Source organism: Pseudomonas brenneri, from assembly GCF_007858285.1.
In the GTDB taxonomy this organism is placed as follows: Bacteria; Pseudomonadota; Gammaproteobacteria; order Pseudomonadales; family Pseudomonadaceae; genus Aquipseudomonas; species Aquipseudomonas brenneri.
This window is the reverse complement of record NZ_VFIL01000001.1, coordinates 454306-470488: the sequence shown is the minus strand read 5'-3', so window position 1 is coordinate 470488 and position 16183 is coordinate 454306. Positions and strand designations below refer to the sequence as shown.

Genomic DNA, 16183 nt, shown 5'->3' with positions numbered 1-16183 from the left:
CTAACTGCATGAAGCCAAAGCAATTGGCTGGAACTGTCGGGAGATTCCAGCGACCATAGGGCCTCTGTTCGCTCAAGTCCTCGCAGGAGTCCGCGTGCCGCAACACACCCCTGATCTGCCCCCCGAACTGCGCCCCCTGGCGCAAATGCCGCTGTTCAAGCGCCTGGCTGCCCGGCTGTTTGGCCACGGCTTGACGCGCCTGCGGGCCCAGCATCGTTTTTCGTGGTTGCATGGCCAGGCGGATGGCTTTCGCAGCGGGCACGAGGCAGGCGTGGAGTATGGCTACCAGGAAGGTAAGCGTGATGGCATCGAGGAAGGGCGCCAGGTCCTGTTGATTCGTGACTTTCGCAGCGATGAGCACCGCGCGCCTGGCGTGGATGATAGCCTGTTCGACGATTGGCGCTTGCCACTGACCCCGGAGCTGAAAAAGCGCATCAAGGCTGATGTAGCGCGCCTGTTGCCAGCTCATGCGCAACCCAGCGCGGCCCAGTGGAAGATGATCTTCAGTGACACCCCGTCAACCTCGGTGATTGCCGGTGCCGGGGCCGGCAAGTCCACGTCCTTGGTCCTGCGGATCCTGTTGTTGACCCATTACCTGGGCTTTGAGCTGAGTTCCATGACCGTGGTGACCTTCACCCGTGAGTCGCGCAAGGACTTCATCAGCAAGCTCATGGAGATTCTCAGTCTGTGGGGCCAACCCCTTGCATTGAAAGAGGCCCAGGCCGTGGTGCGGACCTTCCACTCACGGATCCTGCCCATGGTGCGTAGCCTGCCGGGCTTCGAGCGATTGCAGGCCTTCGAAAACCTGCACAGCGGCCTCTACGATGACGAGGCCGACAGCAACCCCTTTGACTTGCGCATCAATGATGCCCAGCGCCAGCAACTCAATGCCTGTTATCACGGGCTCTACGGCCGGCATACGCGCTTTCGTGAGCTGATTGCGCCAATGGCACGCCACGCCTTGCAGCTCAAGGAGCTGGAGCGCGACCACCCGGATGTGCAAAAACGCGTGGCGGTCACCGAGTTGGCGGCCAAGCGTGACGAAGAACTGTGTGATGTGATCGAGGACCTGTGGTTCCGCGCCGGCGCGTGGCCGATCAAGGGGATCGAGCCGAACCGCCAGAGCGTTGAAATCAATGGCGCGTCGTTCCACTGCCATGGCTACAGCGCCGAACTGGATGCGTGGGTGGTGCTGGGCTTCGATTCCAGGGAAAACCCGCAGATCGCACGCCCCGGTGCCAAGCTGTCGGTCCGGGCCGAATGGGCGGTCAAGCGTACGCTATTTCAAGCATTCTGCCGCAAACCATTGATCTGGCTGGATAACTACGAGTCGTCCAAACGCCTTCTGAGCAGTCTGGCCGGTGATGCCTCTTCAGGCCCGGGGTTTGATTACAAGGTCAAGGGCGAATTGGCTTCGGCACCGTTGCTCGACTGTTTTGTCACTGCAGCCGGTTTTATCGAGAACCTCGGCCTGGACGTACCCACCGCAGTCGGCCAAATGAGCTTTGCCAAGGATGACCCGGATCACGGCTTCTTCGAGGCCCTGGGTATTTTCTGGAAGGCCCTGGAGGATCACCTGCTCGATCAGTCGCCGCCGGTCATGACCTACAACCGCATGTTTTCGCTGTTTGGCGAGAACACCCCGGAAAACCTCAAGCTGCTCAGCGACGGACTCTTGCGCCCGCTGTCGCACTTGATGATTGACGAGTTCCAGGATGTCTCGCCGCAGATTGTGTCGTGGATCCGCGCCAGCCTGTGCGAGATTCGTCGTCGCGGGCCGGCGATGCATGTGGGGCGCGGTGCCCAGCACTCCTCGCTGTTATGTGTGGGGGATGACTGGCAGTCGATCTATGGTTGGCGCGGCAGTTCGCCCAAGTACTTCATGGAGTTCACCAAGGAGTTCCCGTCCCCGACCACCACCCGGGTGATGCTGGGGGAGAACTTTCGTAGCCACCAGCACATCATTGATGCAGCGGAACATATCGTTAAAGCCGCCCCGGCGATCAGCGGCAAGAAAGCCAAGGCCTGCGGTGCAACCAGGGCCCTGGTGCCGGTACAGGTGCTTGACCGGGACGACGCAGCCCTGGCGCAGCAGTTGCTGGCGCACTATCAACGGGGCGAATCGGTATTAATGTTGTATCGAAAAAGTAGCGATAAGCTATTGATTAAGAAGCATATTGAGTCTGTAGTTAATCTGGATTCTAGCTTGCCGTCCGGTATGCGCCGCCTCAAGCAACTGACCTACCACAGCGCCAAGGGGCTGCAGGCGGACGCCGTATTTTTGCTGGGCGATTGCCAGCACCTGACCCGCTCGCCCTACAAGAACCAGGTGTACCGCATGGCCGGGCTTGGCAAGGACGGTGATACCGAACCCTACGACAATGCGCAAAAAGACGAAGTGCTGCGCCTGGCCTATGTCGGGATTACCCGGGCGGTGAGTCATTGCTACTGGTATGTCGAAGGGCAGGACGGCCAAGGTACGAATGCGCCGAGGGCGTCGGACCGGGTGGCGGGGGGCAAGGCGTTCTTTGATGATCGCCGGGGTACCACGGCGTTGAAGCAAGAGCCCTTGTAGGCGCTGGCTGCCTGGGGAAATCGTTAACGGTAACGCGGGGTACCTGCTGCCCCGCGTTGCTCTCGGGCTCTTCGCCGGCAAGCCGGCTCCTACAAGGGTATCTGTCAGGCTTGTAGCAACTGCGGCGGCACAAACGAATCCAGCTCAGCCTCGATCGCCTCGATAATCAGTTCCACCTCCGTGGCGTTCATCACCGTGGCACAGGGGATGCCGGCGATGGCGATGAGGGTTTCGCCACTCTCTCGGTCAAACAATCGCGCGATCATGCTGCCAGGCGCGTCCATACTGCCTTCAAAGCCAACCGGGTGAAAATGCCAGCGCATCAGCTGGCATGCATTGGGGAATGTCACTTTATTCATGTTGCCCACCTTGTTCATTGAGCGCTTCCTTTAGCTCGCGGCAAGGGCGTCAGGTCCATCAATGGTCCTGACCGTGAAGCCTAAAAAATAGCACTCAGTCGCAATTGGCACCGGGTTTTTTGCTGTCCGTTCGGCAGTTCCTTACAAGAAGTATGACGTGGGTCATGTCTTACAAATGCTTAGGCAAAAGGCCATTACTTAAAACTGTCATTTTGCCATTGAAGCCGTCGGTAAAGTTGTGCAAGCTCCAGGCTTTAGCCGTTTGCGAGTGTTGTATGCCACAGACCGTCCTGGCCGATAGCCCGCAACAGACGCAAGCGACTGCCGAGGTGGTGTTACACCATCACCTGTGCTGGAAGCGCCGGGACCTGGACGGGGTCATGGCGCACTACCACCCGGATATCCAGTATCACGACTTCTTCCAGAACCGCGTGGTGTGCTTCGACCAGTTGCGTGAGTATCTGCAAGCCAGCATGCCCCGGGACCCCGACGAGGCCATTGAACACACCGATCGCATCCGTACCGACGGCGATACCGCGTTCATCCAGTATCGCGTGACGCTGCGCGGCGGCCAGGGCCTGGTGTCGTTTCGCACCAGTGAGGCGATCACCGTGCGCGACGGGCTGATCTGGCGTGTCAACGAATATGCGTCCCTGGTCCATGAGCCCGCCACCAGCCGTTCCTCGTCCCAGGCCACGCGGCCGACCGTCAGCCGCCTGGGCCTGTCGCCACAGCAACTGAGTTACCTGGCCAACGATTTGCAGCAGTACTTCCAGCGCCAGCAACCCTATCTCGACCCCGAACTGGACCTGCAACGGGTGGCCAAGGAATGTGGCTACAGTCGCAACCAGATTTCCTACCTGCTCAACCAGGTGCTGGGGCAGAGCTTCTACCGCTACGTCAACCAGGCCCGCCTGCAGCATTTGCTGGCAGCACTGGATGGCGCCACGCCGCCAATCCGTATCGATGAACTGGCGTTTGCCGCCGGCTTCAACTCGCTATCGGCCTTCTACAGCTGTTTTCGCCAGCACACGGGTTTGTCGCCCAAGGCCTACGTCAAACAAATTTCCCTGCGTGCACGCGCGCAAGACGACGGCTGAAGCCAGGCACTAGGATCACGCCATCGACGTTGGGTGGTGGAGTTTTGGCATGCAGGCATGGCGCAAGATCAGTTTATGGATGGACCAGTTGCAAGAGCCACTGGAGGCGCGTCCGTCCCTCGGCCAGGACCTGGATGTCGATGTGGCCATTATTGGCGCCGGCTACACCGGGCTGTGGACCGCCTATTACCTCAAGCGCCATGCGCCGCAGTTGAAGGTCGCAATCATCGAGGCGCAGACCGCTGGCTTTGGCGCTTCCGGGCGCAACGGTGGCTGGCTGATGGGCAACCTGCTGGGCGAAGACCGCTTGCTTGCAGGTTTGCCTGCCGAGCAGCGCCGGGCCTCGTTTGACCTGCTGCACGGCATTCCCGATGAGGTCGGCCAGGTGCTGGCGCGCGAAGGCATCGACTGCGATTACCGCAAGGGTGGGGCTCTGCACTGTGCCGCCCGCTACCCCGAGCAACAAGCCAGCCTGCGCGACTACTTGGCCAAGCTTCATGCCCAAGGCTTGACCGAAGAGGATTACCGCTGGCTCAGCCCCGAGCAACTGGCCGGGCAGATCCGCATCGCCTCGGCCTATGGCGCGGTGTACACGCCGCATGTCGCGACGATCCATCCGGCCAAGCTGGTGCGCGGGTTGGCGCGGGTGGTCGAGTCCATGGGCGTGGCTATCTACGAGAACAGCCCGGTCACCCATTGGCAGTCGGGCAGCCTGCGTACCGACAAGGCCCGGGTCCGGGCCTCGTGGGTGGTGCCGGCAGTAGAGGGCTATGCGCCGACGCTCAAGCCTCTGGGCCGCTATCAACTGCCGGTGCAGAGCCTGATCGTGGCGACTGAACCGCTGCCGGCCAGTACCTGGGAGGAAATCGGCCTGAGTCAGGGCCAGGCGTTTGGTGAAAGCAGTCGCCAGGTCACCTACGGCCAGCGCACCGCCGACAATCGCCTGGTCTTCGGGGCCCGTGGCGGCTATCAGTTTGCCGGCAAGCTGCGCCACAACTTCGACCTTACCGACAGCGAAGTGGAGCTGCGCCGCTATCTGTTCTGCGAGTTGTTCCCGCAACTCAAGCATGTGCGCGTGACCCACTCCTGGGGCGGCAACCTTGGCATGTCGCGGCGCTTTCGGCCGCACATGCTGTGCGATCAGCAAAACGGCATTGCCTTGTCCGGTGGTTATGGCGGGGAGGGCGTAGGCGCCAGCAACCTTGGCGGGCGCACCCTGGCCGATCTGATCCTGGGGCGCGCCACATCGCTGGTCGAGCAGCCCTGGGTGCTGCGTGAAGGCGGCCTGAATGCTCTCAGGGCCTGGGAGCCGGAGCCGTGCCGTTGGCTGGGCTACAACGCGATCATTCGCAGTTTTGTCCATGAAGACCAGACCCTGGCCGACCCGAACACCGCGCCCTGGCGGCGCGCCCTGGCCAGCGGGGTTGCCGGTTTCATGGAAGGTTTCATGCACTAAGTCGTTTCAATCACCACAGGTATGACCATGAGCATTACCCAGTTCAAAGACACCCTGAACCGCCACTTGCCGGACTCAAGCCCGGTCGCCGTACCACTAGGCACCCCGGTTGCCGTGGCCTCCACCCTCAGCGTGGAACGCAGCGACGGCGTCGAGACCGGCATCTGGGAGTGCACCCCAGGCCGTTGGCGGCGCCAGATCGTGGCGCAGGAGTTCTGCCACTTTATCCAGGGGCGCTGCACCTTCACCCCCGATGACGGCGAAACCCTGCATATCGAAGCCGGCGACGCACTGATGCTGCCGGCCAACAGCACGGGAATCTGGGATATCCAGGAGACCGTACGCAAGACCTATGTGTTGATTCTCTAACCTTCTGATCCTTGATCGCCTGCCATAAAAACAGCCCTATAACCGCCAGGAAATCGAACCATGAGACCCATTGCCCTGTTGCCCTTGATGTTGGTGGCTTCCCTGACCCAGGCCGCCGAAACGGTGAAAATCTACAACTGGTCGAGCTACATTGCGCCAGACACCACCAAGAACTTCCAGAAGGAAACCGGGATCGGTTTCAGCTATGACGTGTACGACAGCAACGAGACCCTGGACGGCAAGTTGATGACCGGCAATTCGGGGTACGACGTGGTCTTCCCGTCCAACCACTTCATGGCCCGGCAGATCCAGGGCGGGGCGCTGAAAAAGCTCGACAAGAGCCAGTTGCCCAACTGGAAGAATCTCAACCCGGTGCTGCTCAAGGCCCTGGAAACCAACGATCCGGGCAATGAGCACGGGTTCCCGTACCTGTGGGGCAGCACCGGCATCGGTTACAACATCGACAAGGTCAAGGCGGTGTTGGGCGACGATGCCCCGGTCAATTCCTGGGACTTGATCTTCAAGCCCGAGTACATGGAAAAACTCAGCACGTGCGGGGTGGCAATCCTCGACAACGGCCCGGAACTGCTGCCCATCGCCCTGAATTACCTGGGCTTGCCGCACCACAGCAAGAACCCCGAAGACTACAAAAAAGCCGAAGCATTGCTGATCAAAGTACGGCCATACATTGCCTACTTCCACTCCTCGAAATACACCGGCGACCTGGCCAACGGCGACATCTGCGTGGCGGTGGGTTTCTCGGGGGACGTGTTGCAGGCCGAAAGCCGTGCCAAGGAAGCCAAGAATGGCGTGAACATCGGCTACAACATCCCCAAGGAAGGCGCCGCCATCTGGTTCGACATGGTGGCCATGCCCGCCGACGCCCCGGATGAAAAGGCCGGCTACGCCTTCATGAACTACCTGCTGCGCCCGGATGTGATGGCCGACATCACCAACTTCGTGCACTACGCCAACGGCAACAGTGCTGCCGACAGCCTGGTGGACCCGGTGATCAAGAGCGACACCAAGGTGTACCCAAGCGCAGAAATGATGGGCAAGCTATTCGCCCTCGAAGCCATGCCGATGAAGATCGACCGTATCCGCACGCGGATCTGGAACACCATCCGCACCGGGCGCTAGAGGCTGAACACTTACCCGTGGGAGCGAGCAAGCCCTAATGCCAGTCAGTTAAGCCTTTTTTGTAGGAGCGAGGGGGACGCCTAGTTCTCGCTCCTACAGAAAGCAGAATCCGCTCTTTCAGAATCAGGGTGTCCAGGCGGTGGGATTGACCAGGTTTTTTGGGCGTTCGCCGGCCAGTGCCGCCAGTAGATTATCCACCGCACACCGCGCCATCGCTTCACGGGTTTCATGGGTCGCAGAACCAATATGCGGCGTTGCCACCACATTGCTCAAGCGCATCAGCGGCGAATCATGATTCAACGGCTCACGCTCAAACACATCCAACCCTGCAGCGCGAATTGTGCGTTGTTGCAGGGCCTCGATCAGCGCGGCTTCATCGACCACTTTGCCCCGTGAAATATTGATGAAAATCGTCTCCTGCCCCATCTGCGCAAATTCCTCGGCGCCGATCAAACCTTGAGTCTCGGCCGTCAGCGGCAACGTCAGGCAGACAAAGTCGGCTTGCTGCAGCAAGTCCCGCAAGCTGCGATATTCGGCGCCAAAACGCTGCTCTACCGCTGGCTTGGGCGAGTGGCTGTGGTAGATCACCGGCATGCCAAAGCCAAAATGCCCACGCTGTGCCAGTGCTTCGCCGATCCGGCCCATGCCGATGATGCCCAGGGTCTTGCCATGCACATCGCAGCCAAAGTGCAGCGGGCCGATATTCTGGTTCCAGTTGCCGGCGCGCACCATATTTGCCAGCTCCACCACGCGTCGGGCGGTGGCGAGGATCAGCGCAAAACCGGTGTCGGCGGTGGTTTCGGTGAGTACATCCGGGGTGTTGCTGAGCAGGATGCCGCGCTGGGTCAGGTAGTCGATGTCGTAGTTGTCGACCCCCACCGAAACGCTGGCCACCGCTTCCAGGCGGGGTGCCAGGTCCAGCAGTTGTGCATCCAGGCGCAAGCTTGCGCCCAGCAAGCCGTGGGCGCGGGGCAAGGCATCACGCAGCTGTGCCAGGCCCGTGGGGTCGAGGCTTTCAATCAGCGTTACCTCGGCCGCTTCATGCAAGCGGGCCATCAGCGGCGCGGAGAGTTTCTTGTACAGCACGACATGCTTTTTCATCAGGTTCTGACCTTCAAATCCAGGGAGTGCAGCGGTGTTGCCGGGGACGCTTCACGGGCCCCGGTCTTGAGAAAAATCGTCAGCACCACCGACAGCAGCAACGCGCCGCTCATCAGCAGGTAGGACGCACCCGGCGAGCCGGTACTGCTGTTGAGGTAACCCACCAGGTACGAACCGCCAAACGAACCCAGTGCGCCCATGCTGTTGATCAATGCCATGGCGCCTCCGGCAACGTTGGCCGGGAGAATTTCCGGGACGATGGCGAAAAATGGCCCATAAGGCGCATACATGCAGGCCCCGGCAATCACCAGCAAGGTGTAGGACCACCAGAAATGTTCGGCGCCCAGCAGGTAGGAGCCATAAAACGCCACGGAGGCGATCAACAACGGCGGCCACACGAAACGTTTGCGCTTTTGCAGCTTGTCCGAGCCCCAGGACACCAGCAGCATGCCGATCACCGCGGCGAGGTAAGGCAGCGCCGACAACCAGCCCGCTTCGACCATATCCATCTGCAGGCCGGCCTTGAGGATCGACGGCAACCACAGCACAAAGCCGTACACGCCAATGCTCCAGCAAAAGAATTGCAGTGCGAGGATGATCACCTGGGGGGAGCGGAAGGCTTCGGCATAGTTCTTCACCGCCTTGAGCCCCACCTGCTCGGCGGCGAGGGCGGTTTCCAGATCGTGTTTCTCAGCGGCGTTCAGCCACTTGGCATCTGCTGGGCGTTCATCGGCCAGGCGCCACCAGATAAAGGCCCAGAACACTGCCGGCAGGCCTTCGATGATAAACATCCAGCGCCAGCTGTAATGCTGCACCAGGTAGCCGGACACCACCGACATCCACAGCATGGTCACCGGGTTACCGAGGATCAGGAACGTGTTGGCCCGCGAGCGTTCGGCACGGGTGAACCAGTGGCACAGGTACACCAGCATCGCCGGCATCACGGCGGCCTCGACCACCCCAAGCAGGAAGCGGATGGCGATCAGCATATAGGCGTTGGAGACCACGCCGGTGAGGGTGGCCAGGCCGCCCCACAGGATCAGGCTGACGAAAATCAGCTTCTTCACACTGCGGCGCTGGGCATAGATCGCCCCCGGCACTTGGAAGAAAAAGTAGCCGAGGAAGAACAGTGCGCCGAGCAGCGAGGACATGCCCGGAGTGATCATCAGGTCCTCGGCCATCCCGGAGGCGGCGGCGAAGCCGTAGTTGGCGCGGTCCAGGTACGCCAGGCTGTAGGTGATGAACACGATGGGCATGATGTACCACCAACGGCGGGTGGCGAGTTTCAGGTTGTTCATGGGGTTGCTCCTGAGCTTGTTGTAGTTGTGGCAACAGGTAACGGGTGTAACGCCGGGGGTCAGCCGGCCTTTTGCAGGGCGGGCAGGTCAGCGCGCAAGGGCAGGCCTTCCATATCGCCGCGACTCTGTACCGCGCGGCTGCCGATCCAGTTGGCGCGCTGCACCGCCTGGGCAAAGCTGAGGTTTTCGAGGAGGGCACTGATCATGCCCACGGCAAAACCATCACCGGCGCCTACGGTGTCCACCACCTTGGCCACCGGCACGGCGGCGATGAACCCTTGGTCCAGATGGCTGCGGTAGTAGGCGCCGTGGGGGCCGAGTTTGATCGCCACGGCTTCCACGCCCTGGTCGAGGTAGAAGGCGGCAATATCCTCGGGGTCTTCGAAGCCGGTCAGCAGCCGGCCTTCGCTCAAGCCCGGCAATACCCAATGCGCGAGGCAGGCCAGGGCATTGATTTCGCGAATCATTTTTTGCTCGCTGGGCCATAGCGACGGGCGCAGGTTCGGGTCGAAGGACACACTGCGGCCTGCCGCGCGCATCTGCGTCATCAACTGGCGCGACAGTTCGGCGCTGGTGTCCGACAGCGCCGGCACAATCCCGGTGGCGTGCAGGTGCCGTGCTTGCAGCAGCCCAGGCGTGATCATGGCGCTGGACAAGTGACTGGCTGCTGACCCGCGGCGAAAATACTCGACGGTTGGATCGTCGCCGGTCTCTTCCCGGGACTTGAGCTGAAAGCCGGTGGGGTGCGCAGGGTCGACCGCCACATGCTGGCAATCCAGGCCTTCGCGCTCCAGGCTCTGGACCACAAAACGGCCCAATGAGTCATCGCCCACCCGGCTCAGCCAGGCCACGTTGAAGCCCAGGCGCGACAAGCCAATCGCTACGTTGCTGTCAGCACCGGCGATGCGTTTTTGAAACTGGCCAACGTGGGCCAGGTCGCCGGTTTGCTCGGCGACAAACATCGCCATGGTTTCACCGAACGAGAGGATATCGATCTCAGACATGGGCGTTCTCCATGCGGGGTTGGCCAAGGCAGGCGAGGGCGGTGACCTGCACGGCAGTGACCTGCACCAGGTCTGCGCCTTGCAGCGGGAACTCCACTGCGCGGCTGATACCTTGGGGCATCAGCTGCAGCAATTGTTCCCACAGGTGCAGGTCGGCGGCGCCGGGCGGCAGGGCGATCAGCTTGCCATCGGCACGGCGGGCGACGGCCTTGCAGTGCAGGTAATCGACATGCCGGCCGAGCAAGCGCGCGGCGGTGTGGGCGGATTGGTCCTGCCAGTGCCAGTTGCCAATATCGAAGGTCATTTTCACGGGGGCGGCCAGGCGTTCTGCCTCATCGAAGAAGCGTTGCAGCGGCTCGATGCGCCCGCCATGCAGGGTCTGGTCGTTCTCCACCAGCAAGCGCACCGGGTGGCGGTTGAGCAGGGCGCTGAGGCTGTGCAGGTCGTTGGTGTCGGTGAAGTAGCCGAGGGAAACCTTCAGCCAGCGCGCACCGAACGCCTGGGCTCGGTCGAGGGTGGCGGCCAGTTCGCTATTGGCTTGCGCACGCCCGGCGATCCACAACTCCAGGGGGGAGGAAAACACGCATTCCAGGCCCTGGGCTGCTGCTGCCTGGGCCAGTTCCGCAGGCTGTTCGGTGGTGAGCAGTTCTTCACGCCATTCAATGCGCCTGGCGCCGGCAGCGGCCAACAACTCGACGAAACTCAATTGGCCACGTTGGCGAACCAAGTCGGAGCCGTAGCTGGAAAGGCTGATGGAAACGGGGTATTTATGCATTGTTATTGATCTCTGAAACCGGTTTCATTTGCAGATAAAAAACATCCCCTTTATAGATGCCGACTTGCTGGCTCCTACAAGGGGTGGGTTGAACCACGTGTTATGAGTTGCGGAGCAAAGTCCAGAGAGCGAGTCGGCGAGGTATCGCCGCGCAAGCGCTTGAGCAGACACTCAAAGGCACTGGCGCCAATCGCTTGAGTCGGTTGGGCCAGGGCGGTAATGCCGCTGCCCACCAGCGGGTACCAATCCAGGTCATCCAGGGCAATCAGGCCGACGTCCTCGAATAACCGGCAACCCAACTCGCGCAAGGCCTTGGTGCACGCCAGCGCGGCAATGCCGTTGGCACAAAATAAGGCTTTCGGACCTGCAGGCGACATGCCAAGAAACGCCTGCAGGTGGGCGTTCAAATCAGGGGTGATTTCCAGCACGCTGCCACGCAGTTTTTTGCGTCGGCTGATCTGACTCTGGAAACTGTGCAGGCGCTCGACACGCGAACTGGTGCCATCGGCCGCTTCGCTGATCAGCAATATATCCCGGTAGCCCTGCTGCTCCAGGTGCTCCAGCGCCATGCGTACGGCCAGCGGGTTATCCAGGCCTACCAGGTCGCTGTGCAACGCGTCGACCTTGCGGTCCACCAGCACCAGAGGCATCTCCCTCTGTAGCTCCAGCAGTTGTTCAAGGTGATGACCAAGGGTGTTTACGATCAAACCTTCGATGTTATAGGCACGCAGTGCTGCCAGATGCTGGCGCTCCTGCTCGTCATCGCGATCGGTGTTGCACACCACCAGGTTGTAACCGTGTTGGCGGCAGGCGGTTTCCACGCCATGCATCACGGCAATCGAATAGGGGTTGCGGATATCGGCCACCAGCATGCCGATCAGACGAGTGCGGCCTCGTTTCAGGCCCCGAGCCATCTGGTTGGGGCGGTAGCCCAGCTCTTCGATGGCCTGCTCGATACGCAAGGCGATGGCATCGGACAGTAGGGCGCGGTCGTCGCCGATAAAGCGTGAAACGCTGGCCTTGGAAACCCCGGCGCGCTCGGCGACGTCAAGCATGGTCACGCGGCTGCGCTGGGCGGCGGAAAATGAAGTCACGGCTGGGCCTTTCTTATTGGAATTGAGTGCACAGTAAAGGTTGGATTGAAACCGGTTTCAGGAGACACCAGCAAGCGCGTGTCGTCAAGAAAATCTTTGTTGATTCAACCGCAAAACCAAGCTGCTGAAACCGACGAGCGGCGAGCCTACCTGTTAGTTCTGACAGTATCCGGTAGGTTGAAGGAGGTGTTCAATTACCCCAACAGAGCCTGCAGCATGGTGCGCAAACCATATGCCGGCGCGTAGTCATAGGAGGTTTCGATGAGCACCCGCAATGCTGGCAAGTCGAACACGAATGCTCCCCAGGGCCCTGGGGGCACGCTGGCAATTACCGCGCCCAATGTGATTGACGCCTTGCCCGACGGGTTGGTGCCCGCGCAATTTTACTTCAGCGACCTGAGGGTCGAAATTCCGAGCCCCTGGGCATTTCTACCGACCCCAGGCAGGAACCAATACCTCGTGCTTGAGTGGAATGTTCGCGGAGCGCGTCCCGCCGAAGCGCCACCCATTTTGCTGCCCAATCCGATGACGCCTGCCGATTTTCCCTTCCTCGTGCATATCCCTCAGGCTTTTATGCTGAACAGTGCAATCGTTGATCTGAGGTTTCGCATTCATAACGGCACGCCCGATAGCCCCAGTTTCGATGAGTCCGAGGTGGTGACGATCAGGATCGACCGGGATGCCCCCGGCGGCGGCGCATTGCTGCCACCGGCGATCTTCCCCATCGACCCGCTTACGGAGGCCTACCTGATTGCCAATCCTCTGGTGCCCATGGAGATTCCCGGAGGCTATCTGGGGCGTGAGGTCGGTGACCAGGTGCTGATGTATTTCTCGGACATGAATATCTTGCCAACGGGCGCCCCAACCCTGGTTTCACCGCCCTTGGCCAGTGCCACCGGCCGCCTATTCGTTGAGGTTCCCAGCGACGTCTTCCGTAGCTTCCCGGGGGCTCTCTGGATCTTTTGCTTCTATCGCCTGAAAGACCAGGCCGGCAACGTCAACCCACTGTTTTCACAGGTGGCGCGAGCGCGGTTGCAAGCCGACCTGCCACCGGCCCGCTACCCTCGGCCTACGTTCCCGCAGTCGGAGTCGCACCCCAACCGGTACATGACGTGCAGCACCCAGCCACCGATCTGGTTCGGGGTCGAGGTGTTCATCGCCCCTCACGCGGACATACATGATGGAGACCTGATTACCCTGCGGTTCCAGGGCTATGGCCTGTACCCGGATGTCAATCCAGATCCCAATATCGTGGAAACCCTCACTCATTATTGGAATGGTGTCGCCGATGCGACGGGCTACGCTTTTTGGATCCTTGATGTCGAGCGCTTGATCCGGCCCTTGAAAAACAACGCAGGAGGGGAGGCGAGCTACACGGTGTCCAGGGGCGGCGTGATCATCGGTCGATCTTCTTCCCGGTATGTGCCGTTCGATCGCGTGGTACCGACCTCGCCACCACCGCCCAACCCCATTTATTGCTGGACTGATGGTAATGGCCCTGAGCCCTGATTCAGAGGGCTTCGTGTCATGAGTGTTGGAACACCCCGTACGTTTCATTGAACGTCTGACGAGTAATACCACCGTTGTTTTGTTTGGCCGCACGTCATACGGCTGGAGAGAGTGTTGCTGCGATTTCAGTCATCCGGCAATCACTCAAGCAATTGGGCGATGGCGGCTTGGCCACTTTATGAGTGTTTGTGCGACGCCTACATTAAGTACTAAGGAGAGACTGAAATGAGTAGCAACCCAAACGTCACGACTACGCCAACACCTCTGATTATCGATGCTCCCACGATTGCAGAGGCGCTGGATGATGCAACAGGCCTGATCCCGGCGGTCGTTGCACCTGTAGGCATCACGCTCGAATGCAGATCAGGGGGGATCTCCCGACCAACCGACTGGATGAGTATCGAGATTCGCGATACCTCCGTGAGCCCACCGACCTGGACCCGCTTGGTAGAGCCCTTTCAAATCAACCAGACCCCGGTACCGGCCATCATCAACCGGTTTATACCTGCGCCACCGCCCGAGTTCCAACATGGCTTCTATGAACTCATGAATACGCAGTATCGAAATGCTGCCGGTAACGTGCCAGGCGCTGCCTTTGACAGCTCCAACCCTTGCGCATTCCGGGTCGATACCATTGCGCCCTATGCCGTAGCGTCGTCACGCGAGCAGCCATCCGTTGCAAGTTTCATCAATGCGCCACCGGGCACAATTATCAACAATGCGTTTCTGGTGAATCAGGGCGGCCTGGAGTTCGGCTTTCCTGCCAACACCTTTGGCCCGCAGACAGGGCGTTTTGAAGCCGGGGACAGGATTAACGTTTACTTCAGCCCGGTAATGGACCCGCGCCCAGAGTATCTGGTGAGTGGTTCAGGGGGGCCGATGCTGCCACCACCCGCGATAAGTACGTTCTTCCTGCCTGCTACGCAGATAATCTTGAGCGGGTTGTATTACCTTTTCTACACCATTACGGACCGAGCGGGTAATGTCAGCCGCCCATCGTTCAATGAATTTCGCACGGTTGCGTTACTGGAAGATCCCATGCCATTGCCGATCTTCCTGCCATTGGCCCCGGCTCCAGGTGGCGGTAGCACGGATGACTTGCTCGACATCAAGGATTTTGTTCAAGGAATCGACGGCCACATTGAAACCTATCCAGAGCATGCCATCGGGCTGGACAAGTTCGAAGTGCGGTGGGAGGCCGAGCCTTATGGTCCGCAAACCACAGAACTTACTGGTTTCCCGGTGGTTTTCAACAATATGAGGGCTGCAATCAAGGCGGCCTATACGGCGTTGCTGGGGCCGCAGACGGTAACCGTGGACTACCGGATCGATCGCAACGGAATACTCTTCAATTCTCCCGTTAAAACGGTGCGGCTTGACTTGTCGGTCGAAGGGCCTGTTCTGCCGGGCACCCTTGAGCCAGGTGATGTGAACCCTGCGTTGAATCTGGCACAGGTGTTTGGTGAAGATTCAATGGAATTGAACACTCTGCGCATTGGCGACGCGAACAGGCCTGTCACTATCGTGATTCCCCTCTGGACCATCGCTGCGCTGCCCCATATTGGGAATGAGTTTTTCCTGTTCTGGGGGGCTTCCAAAGAGCGCGTCGGGCCTTTTCCCCTCAGTACGATAGTGCCTGGAGCCAATGCAACGTTCACCATCCCTTGGGAGGTCGTTGCCCGACATGGCAACGGCCTGCAGCCCGTCGAGTATTCGGTCATTGGTCCCGGTACCACCAACGAAAACCCCTCGGGCGTGACCATGGTCAACGTGATCGATGCGGTAACGGTGATGCTGGATCCAGCAGTGTATTTGCGCCTTGACGGCTTGGGCGAGTGGTCTTGCGAATCGTTGCTTACGCGCATGCCGGGATCTCCACCGGTTCTGTTTGGGCAGCTTCGCATTCCGGGCGACCCAAGGTTGCTGGTGGGCAATACCGTGACGGTAACGGTTACGATCAGCAACGATTTCCCCGGTCTTCCACCTGGACCATTTGTGCTGACGATTACAACCCCGCCGTTGACGCTTGATGATGTGCAAAATGGCTTCACCGTTGATGTCACTTACCGTCCATTCCTGGCCCAGGTGCCGTTTGGGCCTTGCGAGGTCAGCTACACAACGACCTTGGTGGGCGGGGTGACGGGACGCGGTGCATTGGCCGCGGTGTACACCGGATTCTCGAACCCAGACTCCTTCTGCGATCGAGTGCCGTTTGTACCAACACCTTGAGATCAATCAAAACCTGAAATGACAAAAGGGAAGCATGGCTTCCCTTTTGTATGTCTGGTAATTACCGCCTTTTTCTTGTTTGCAACGTGCAGTTTTCGTCACGTCTTAACTGATTATTACCAATTTGCGTTCAGATTTATCCTACAGCCGCCGGTATCTTCACTCCGTACTCTC

General features: G+C 60.0%; 13 protein-coding genes. 7 read left to right on the top strand and 6 right to left on the bottom strand.

Features of this window, described 5'->3' with window-relative positions; all coding sequences use genetic code 11:
- Positions 1-94 precede the first annotated feature (94 nt).
- Positions 95-2575, top strand: a complete 2481-nt coding sequence (locus tag FJD34_RS02050; protein ID WP_090291098.1) for a UvrD-helicase domain-containing protein — start codon at positions 95-97, stop codon at positions 2573-2575.
- 104 nt (positions 2576-2679) lie between these two features.
- Here FJD34_RS02050 and FJD34_RS02045 read toward each other — a convergent pair whose 3' ends face one another.
- Positions 2680-2952 (bottom strand): DUF1652 domain-containing protein, encoded by a 273-nt coding sequence (locus FJD34_RS02045; RefSeq protein WP_032860446.1) that lies wholly within the window; start codon positions 2950-2952, stop codon positions 2680-2682.
- Positions 2953-3209: 257 nt separating this feature from the next.
- Between FJD34_RS02045 and FJD34_RS02040 the strand changes: the two genes are divergently transcribed.
- The 4 genes from FJD34_RS02040 to FJD34_RS02025 are packed head-to-tail and all read left to right on the top strand — an operon-like array spanning position 3210 to position 6999.
- Positions 3210-4034 (top strand): helix-turn-helix domain-containing protein, encoded by an 825-nt coding sequence (locus FJD34_RS02040; RefSeq protein ID WP_090291099.1) that lies wholly within the window; start codon positions 3210-3212, stop codon positions 4032-4034.
- 49 nt (positions 4035-4083) lie between these two features.
- Positions 4084-5490 carry an NAD(P)/FAD-dependent oxidoreductase gene (locus FJD34_RS02035; protein ID WP_090291100.1) on the top strand — a complete coding sequence of 469 codons (1407 nt, stop codon included), beginning with the start codon at positions 4084-4086 and terminating at the stop codon, positions 5488-5490.
- A 27-nt stretch (positions 5491-5517) separates the two neighbouring features.
- Positions 5518-5859, top strand: a complete 342-nt coding sequence (locus FJD34_RS02030) for a cupin domain-containing protein (RefSeq protein WP_090291101.1) — start codon at positions 5518-5520, stop codon at positions 5857-5859.
- Positions 5860-5919: 60 nt separating this feature from the next.
- On the top strand, positions 5920-6999 hold the full coding sequence (locus FJD34_RS02025) for a polyamine ABC transporter substrate-binding protein (RefSeq protein ID WP_090291102.1): 1080 nt from the start codon (positions 5920-5922) through the stop codon (positions 6997-6999).
- Between the two features lie 123 nt (positions 7000-7122).
- Here the strand turns inward: FJD34_RS02025 and FJD34_RS02020 are convergent, their stop codons facing one another.
- The 5 genes from FJD34_RS02020 to FJD34_RS02000 all read right to left on the bottom strand — a co-directional run bounded on the left by FJD34_RS02020 (position 7123) and on the right by FJD34_RS02000 (position 12271).
- Positions 7123-8100 carry a 2-hydroxyacid dehydrogenase gene (locus FJD34_RS02020; protein ID WP_032860439.1) on the bottom strand — a complete coding sequence of 326 codons (978 nt, stop codon included), beginning with the start codon at positions 8098-8100 and terminating at the stop codon, positions 7123-7125.
- On the bottom strand, positions 8100-9398 hold the full coding sequence (locus tag FJD34_RS02015; protein WP_090291103.1) for an MFS transporter: 1299 nt from the start codon (positions 9396-9398) through the stop codon (positions 8100-8102). Before FJD34_RS02015 ends, FJD34_RS02020 begins: the two co-directional genes overlap by 1 nt.
- Before the next feature lie 59 nt (positions 9399-9457).
- Positions 9458-10402 (bottom strand): sugar kinase, encoded by a 945-nt coding sequence (locus FJD34_RS02010; RefSeq protein ID WP_032860435.1) that lies wholly within the window; start codon positions 10400-10402, stop codon positions 9458-9460.
- Positions 10395-11177: a sugar phosphate isomerase/epimerase family protein gene (locus FJD34_RS02005; RefSeq protein ID WP_090291104.1), complete on the bottom strand. Its 783-nt coding sequence runs from the start codon at positions 11175-11177 to the stop codon at positions 10395-10397. Before FJD34_RS02005 ends, FJD34_RS02010 begins: the two co-directional genes overlap by 8 nt.
- A gap of 74 nt (positions 11178-11251) precedes the next feature.
- Positions 11252-12271: a LacI family DNA-binding transcriptional regulator gene (locus tag FJD34_RS02000; protein WP_090291105.1), complete on the bottom strand. Its 1020-nt coding sequence runs from the start codon at positions 12269-12271 to the stop codon at positions 11252-11254.
- Positions 12272-12532: 261 nt separating this feature from the next.
- Between FJD34_RS02000 and FJD34_RS01995 the strand changes: the two genes are divergently transcribed.
- On the top strand, positions 12533-13780 hold the full coding sequence (locus FJD34_RS01995; protein ID WP_032860430.1) for a hypothetical protein: 1248 nt from the start codon (positions 12533-12535) through the stop codon (positions 13778-13780).
- A gap of 225 nt (positions 13781-14005) precedes the next feature.
- Positions 14006-16009 (top strand): hypothetical protein, encoded by a 2004-nt coding sequence (locus tag FJD34_RS01990; protein WP_090291106.1) that lies wholly within the window; start codon positions 14006-14008, stop codon positions 16007-16009.
- Positions 16010-16183 lie beyond the last annotated feature (174 nt).

Excerpts from the sequence above, each read along its gene's own strand:
- FJD34_RS02045 (WP_032860446.1), bottom strand. The coding sequence starts at position 2,952 with ATGAACAAGGTGGGCAACATGAATAAAGTGACATTCCCCAATGCATGC.
- FJD34_RS02040 (WP_090291099.1), top strand. The coding sequence starts at position 3,210 with ATGCCACAGACCGTCCTGGCCGATAGCCCGCAACAGACGCAAGCGACT.
- FJD34_RS02035 (WP_090291100.1), top strand. The coding sequence starts at position 4,084 with ATGCAGGCATGGCGCAAGATCAGTTTATGGATGGACCAGTTGCAAGAG.
- FJD34_RS02030 (WP_090291101.1), top strand. The coding sequence starts at position 5,518 with ATGAGCATTACCCAGTTCAAAGACACCCTGAACCGCCACTTGCCGGAC.
- FJD34_RS02025 (WP_090291102.1), top strand. The coding sequence starts at position 5,920 with ATGAGACCCATTGCCCTGTTGCCCTTGATGTTGGTGGCTTCCCTGACC.
- FJD34_RS02020 (WP_032860439.1), bottom strand. The coding sequence starts at position 8,100 with ATGAAAAAGCATGTCGTGCTGTACAAGAAACTCTCCGCGCCGCTGATG.
- FJD34_RS02015 (WP_090291103.1), bottom strand. The coding sequence starts at position 9,398 with ATGAACAACCTGAAACTCGCCACCCGCCGTTGGTGGTACATCATGCCC.
- FJD34_RS02010 (WP_032860435.1), bottom strand. The coding sequence starts at position 10,402 with ATGTCTGAGATCGATATCCTCTCGTTCGGTGAAACCATGGCGATGTTT.
- FJD34_RS02005 (WP_090291104.1), bottom strand. The coding sequence starts at position 11,177 with ATGCATAAATACCCCGTTTCCATCAGCCTTTCCAGCTACGGCTCCGAC.
- FJD34_RS01995 (WP_032860430.1), top strand. The coding sequence starts at position 12,533 with ATGAGCACCCGCAATGCTGGCAAGTCGAACACGAATGCTCCCCAGGGC.
- FJD34_RS01990 (WP_090291106.1), top strand. The coding sequence starts at position 14,006 with ATGAGTAGCAACCCAAACGTCACGACTACGCCAACACCTCTGATTATC.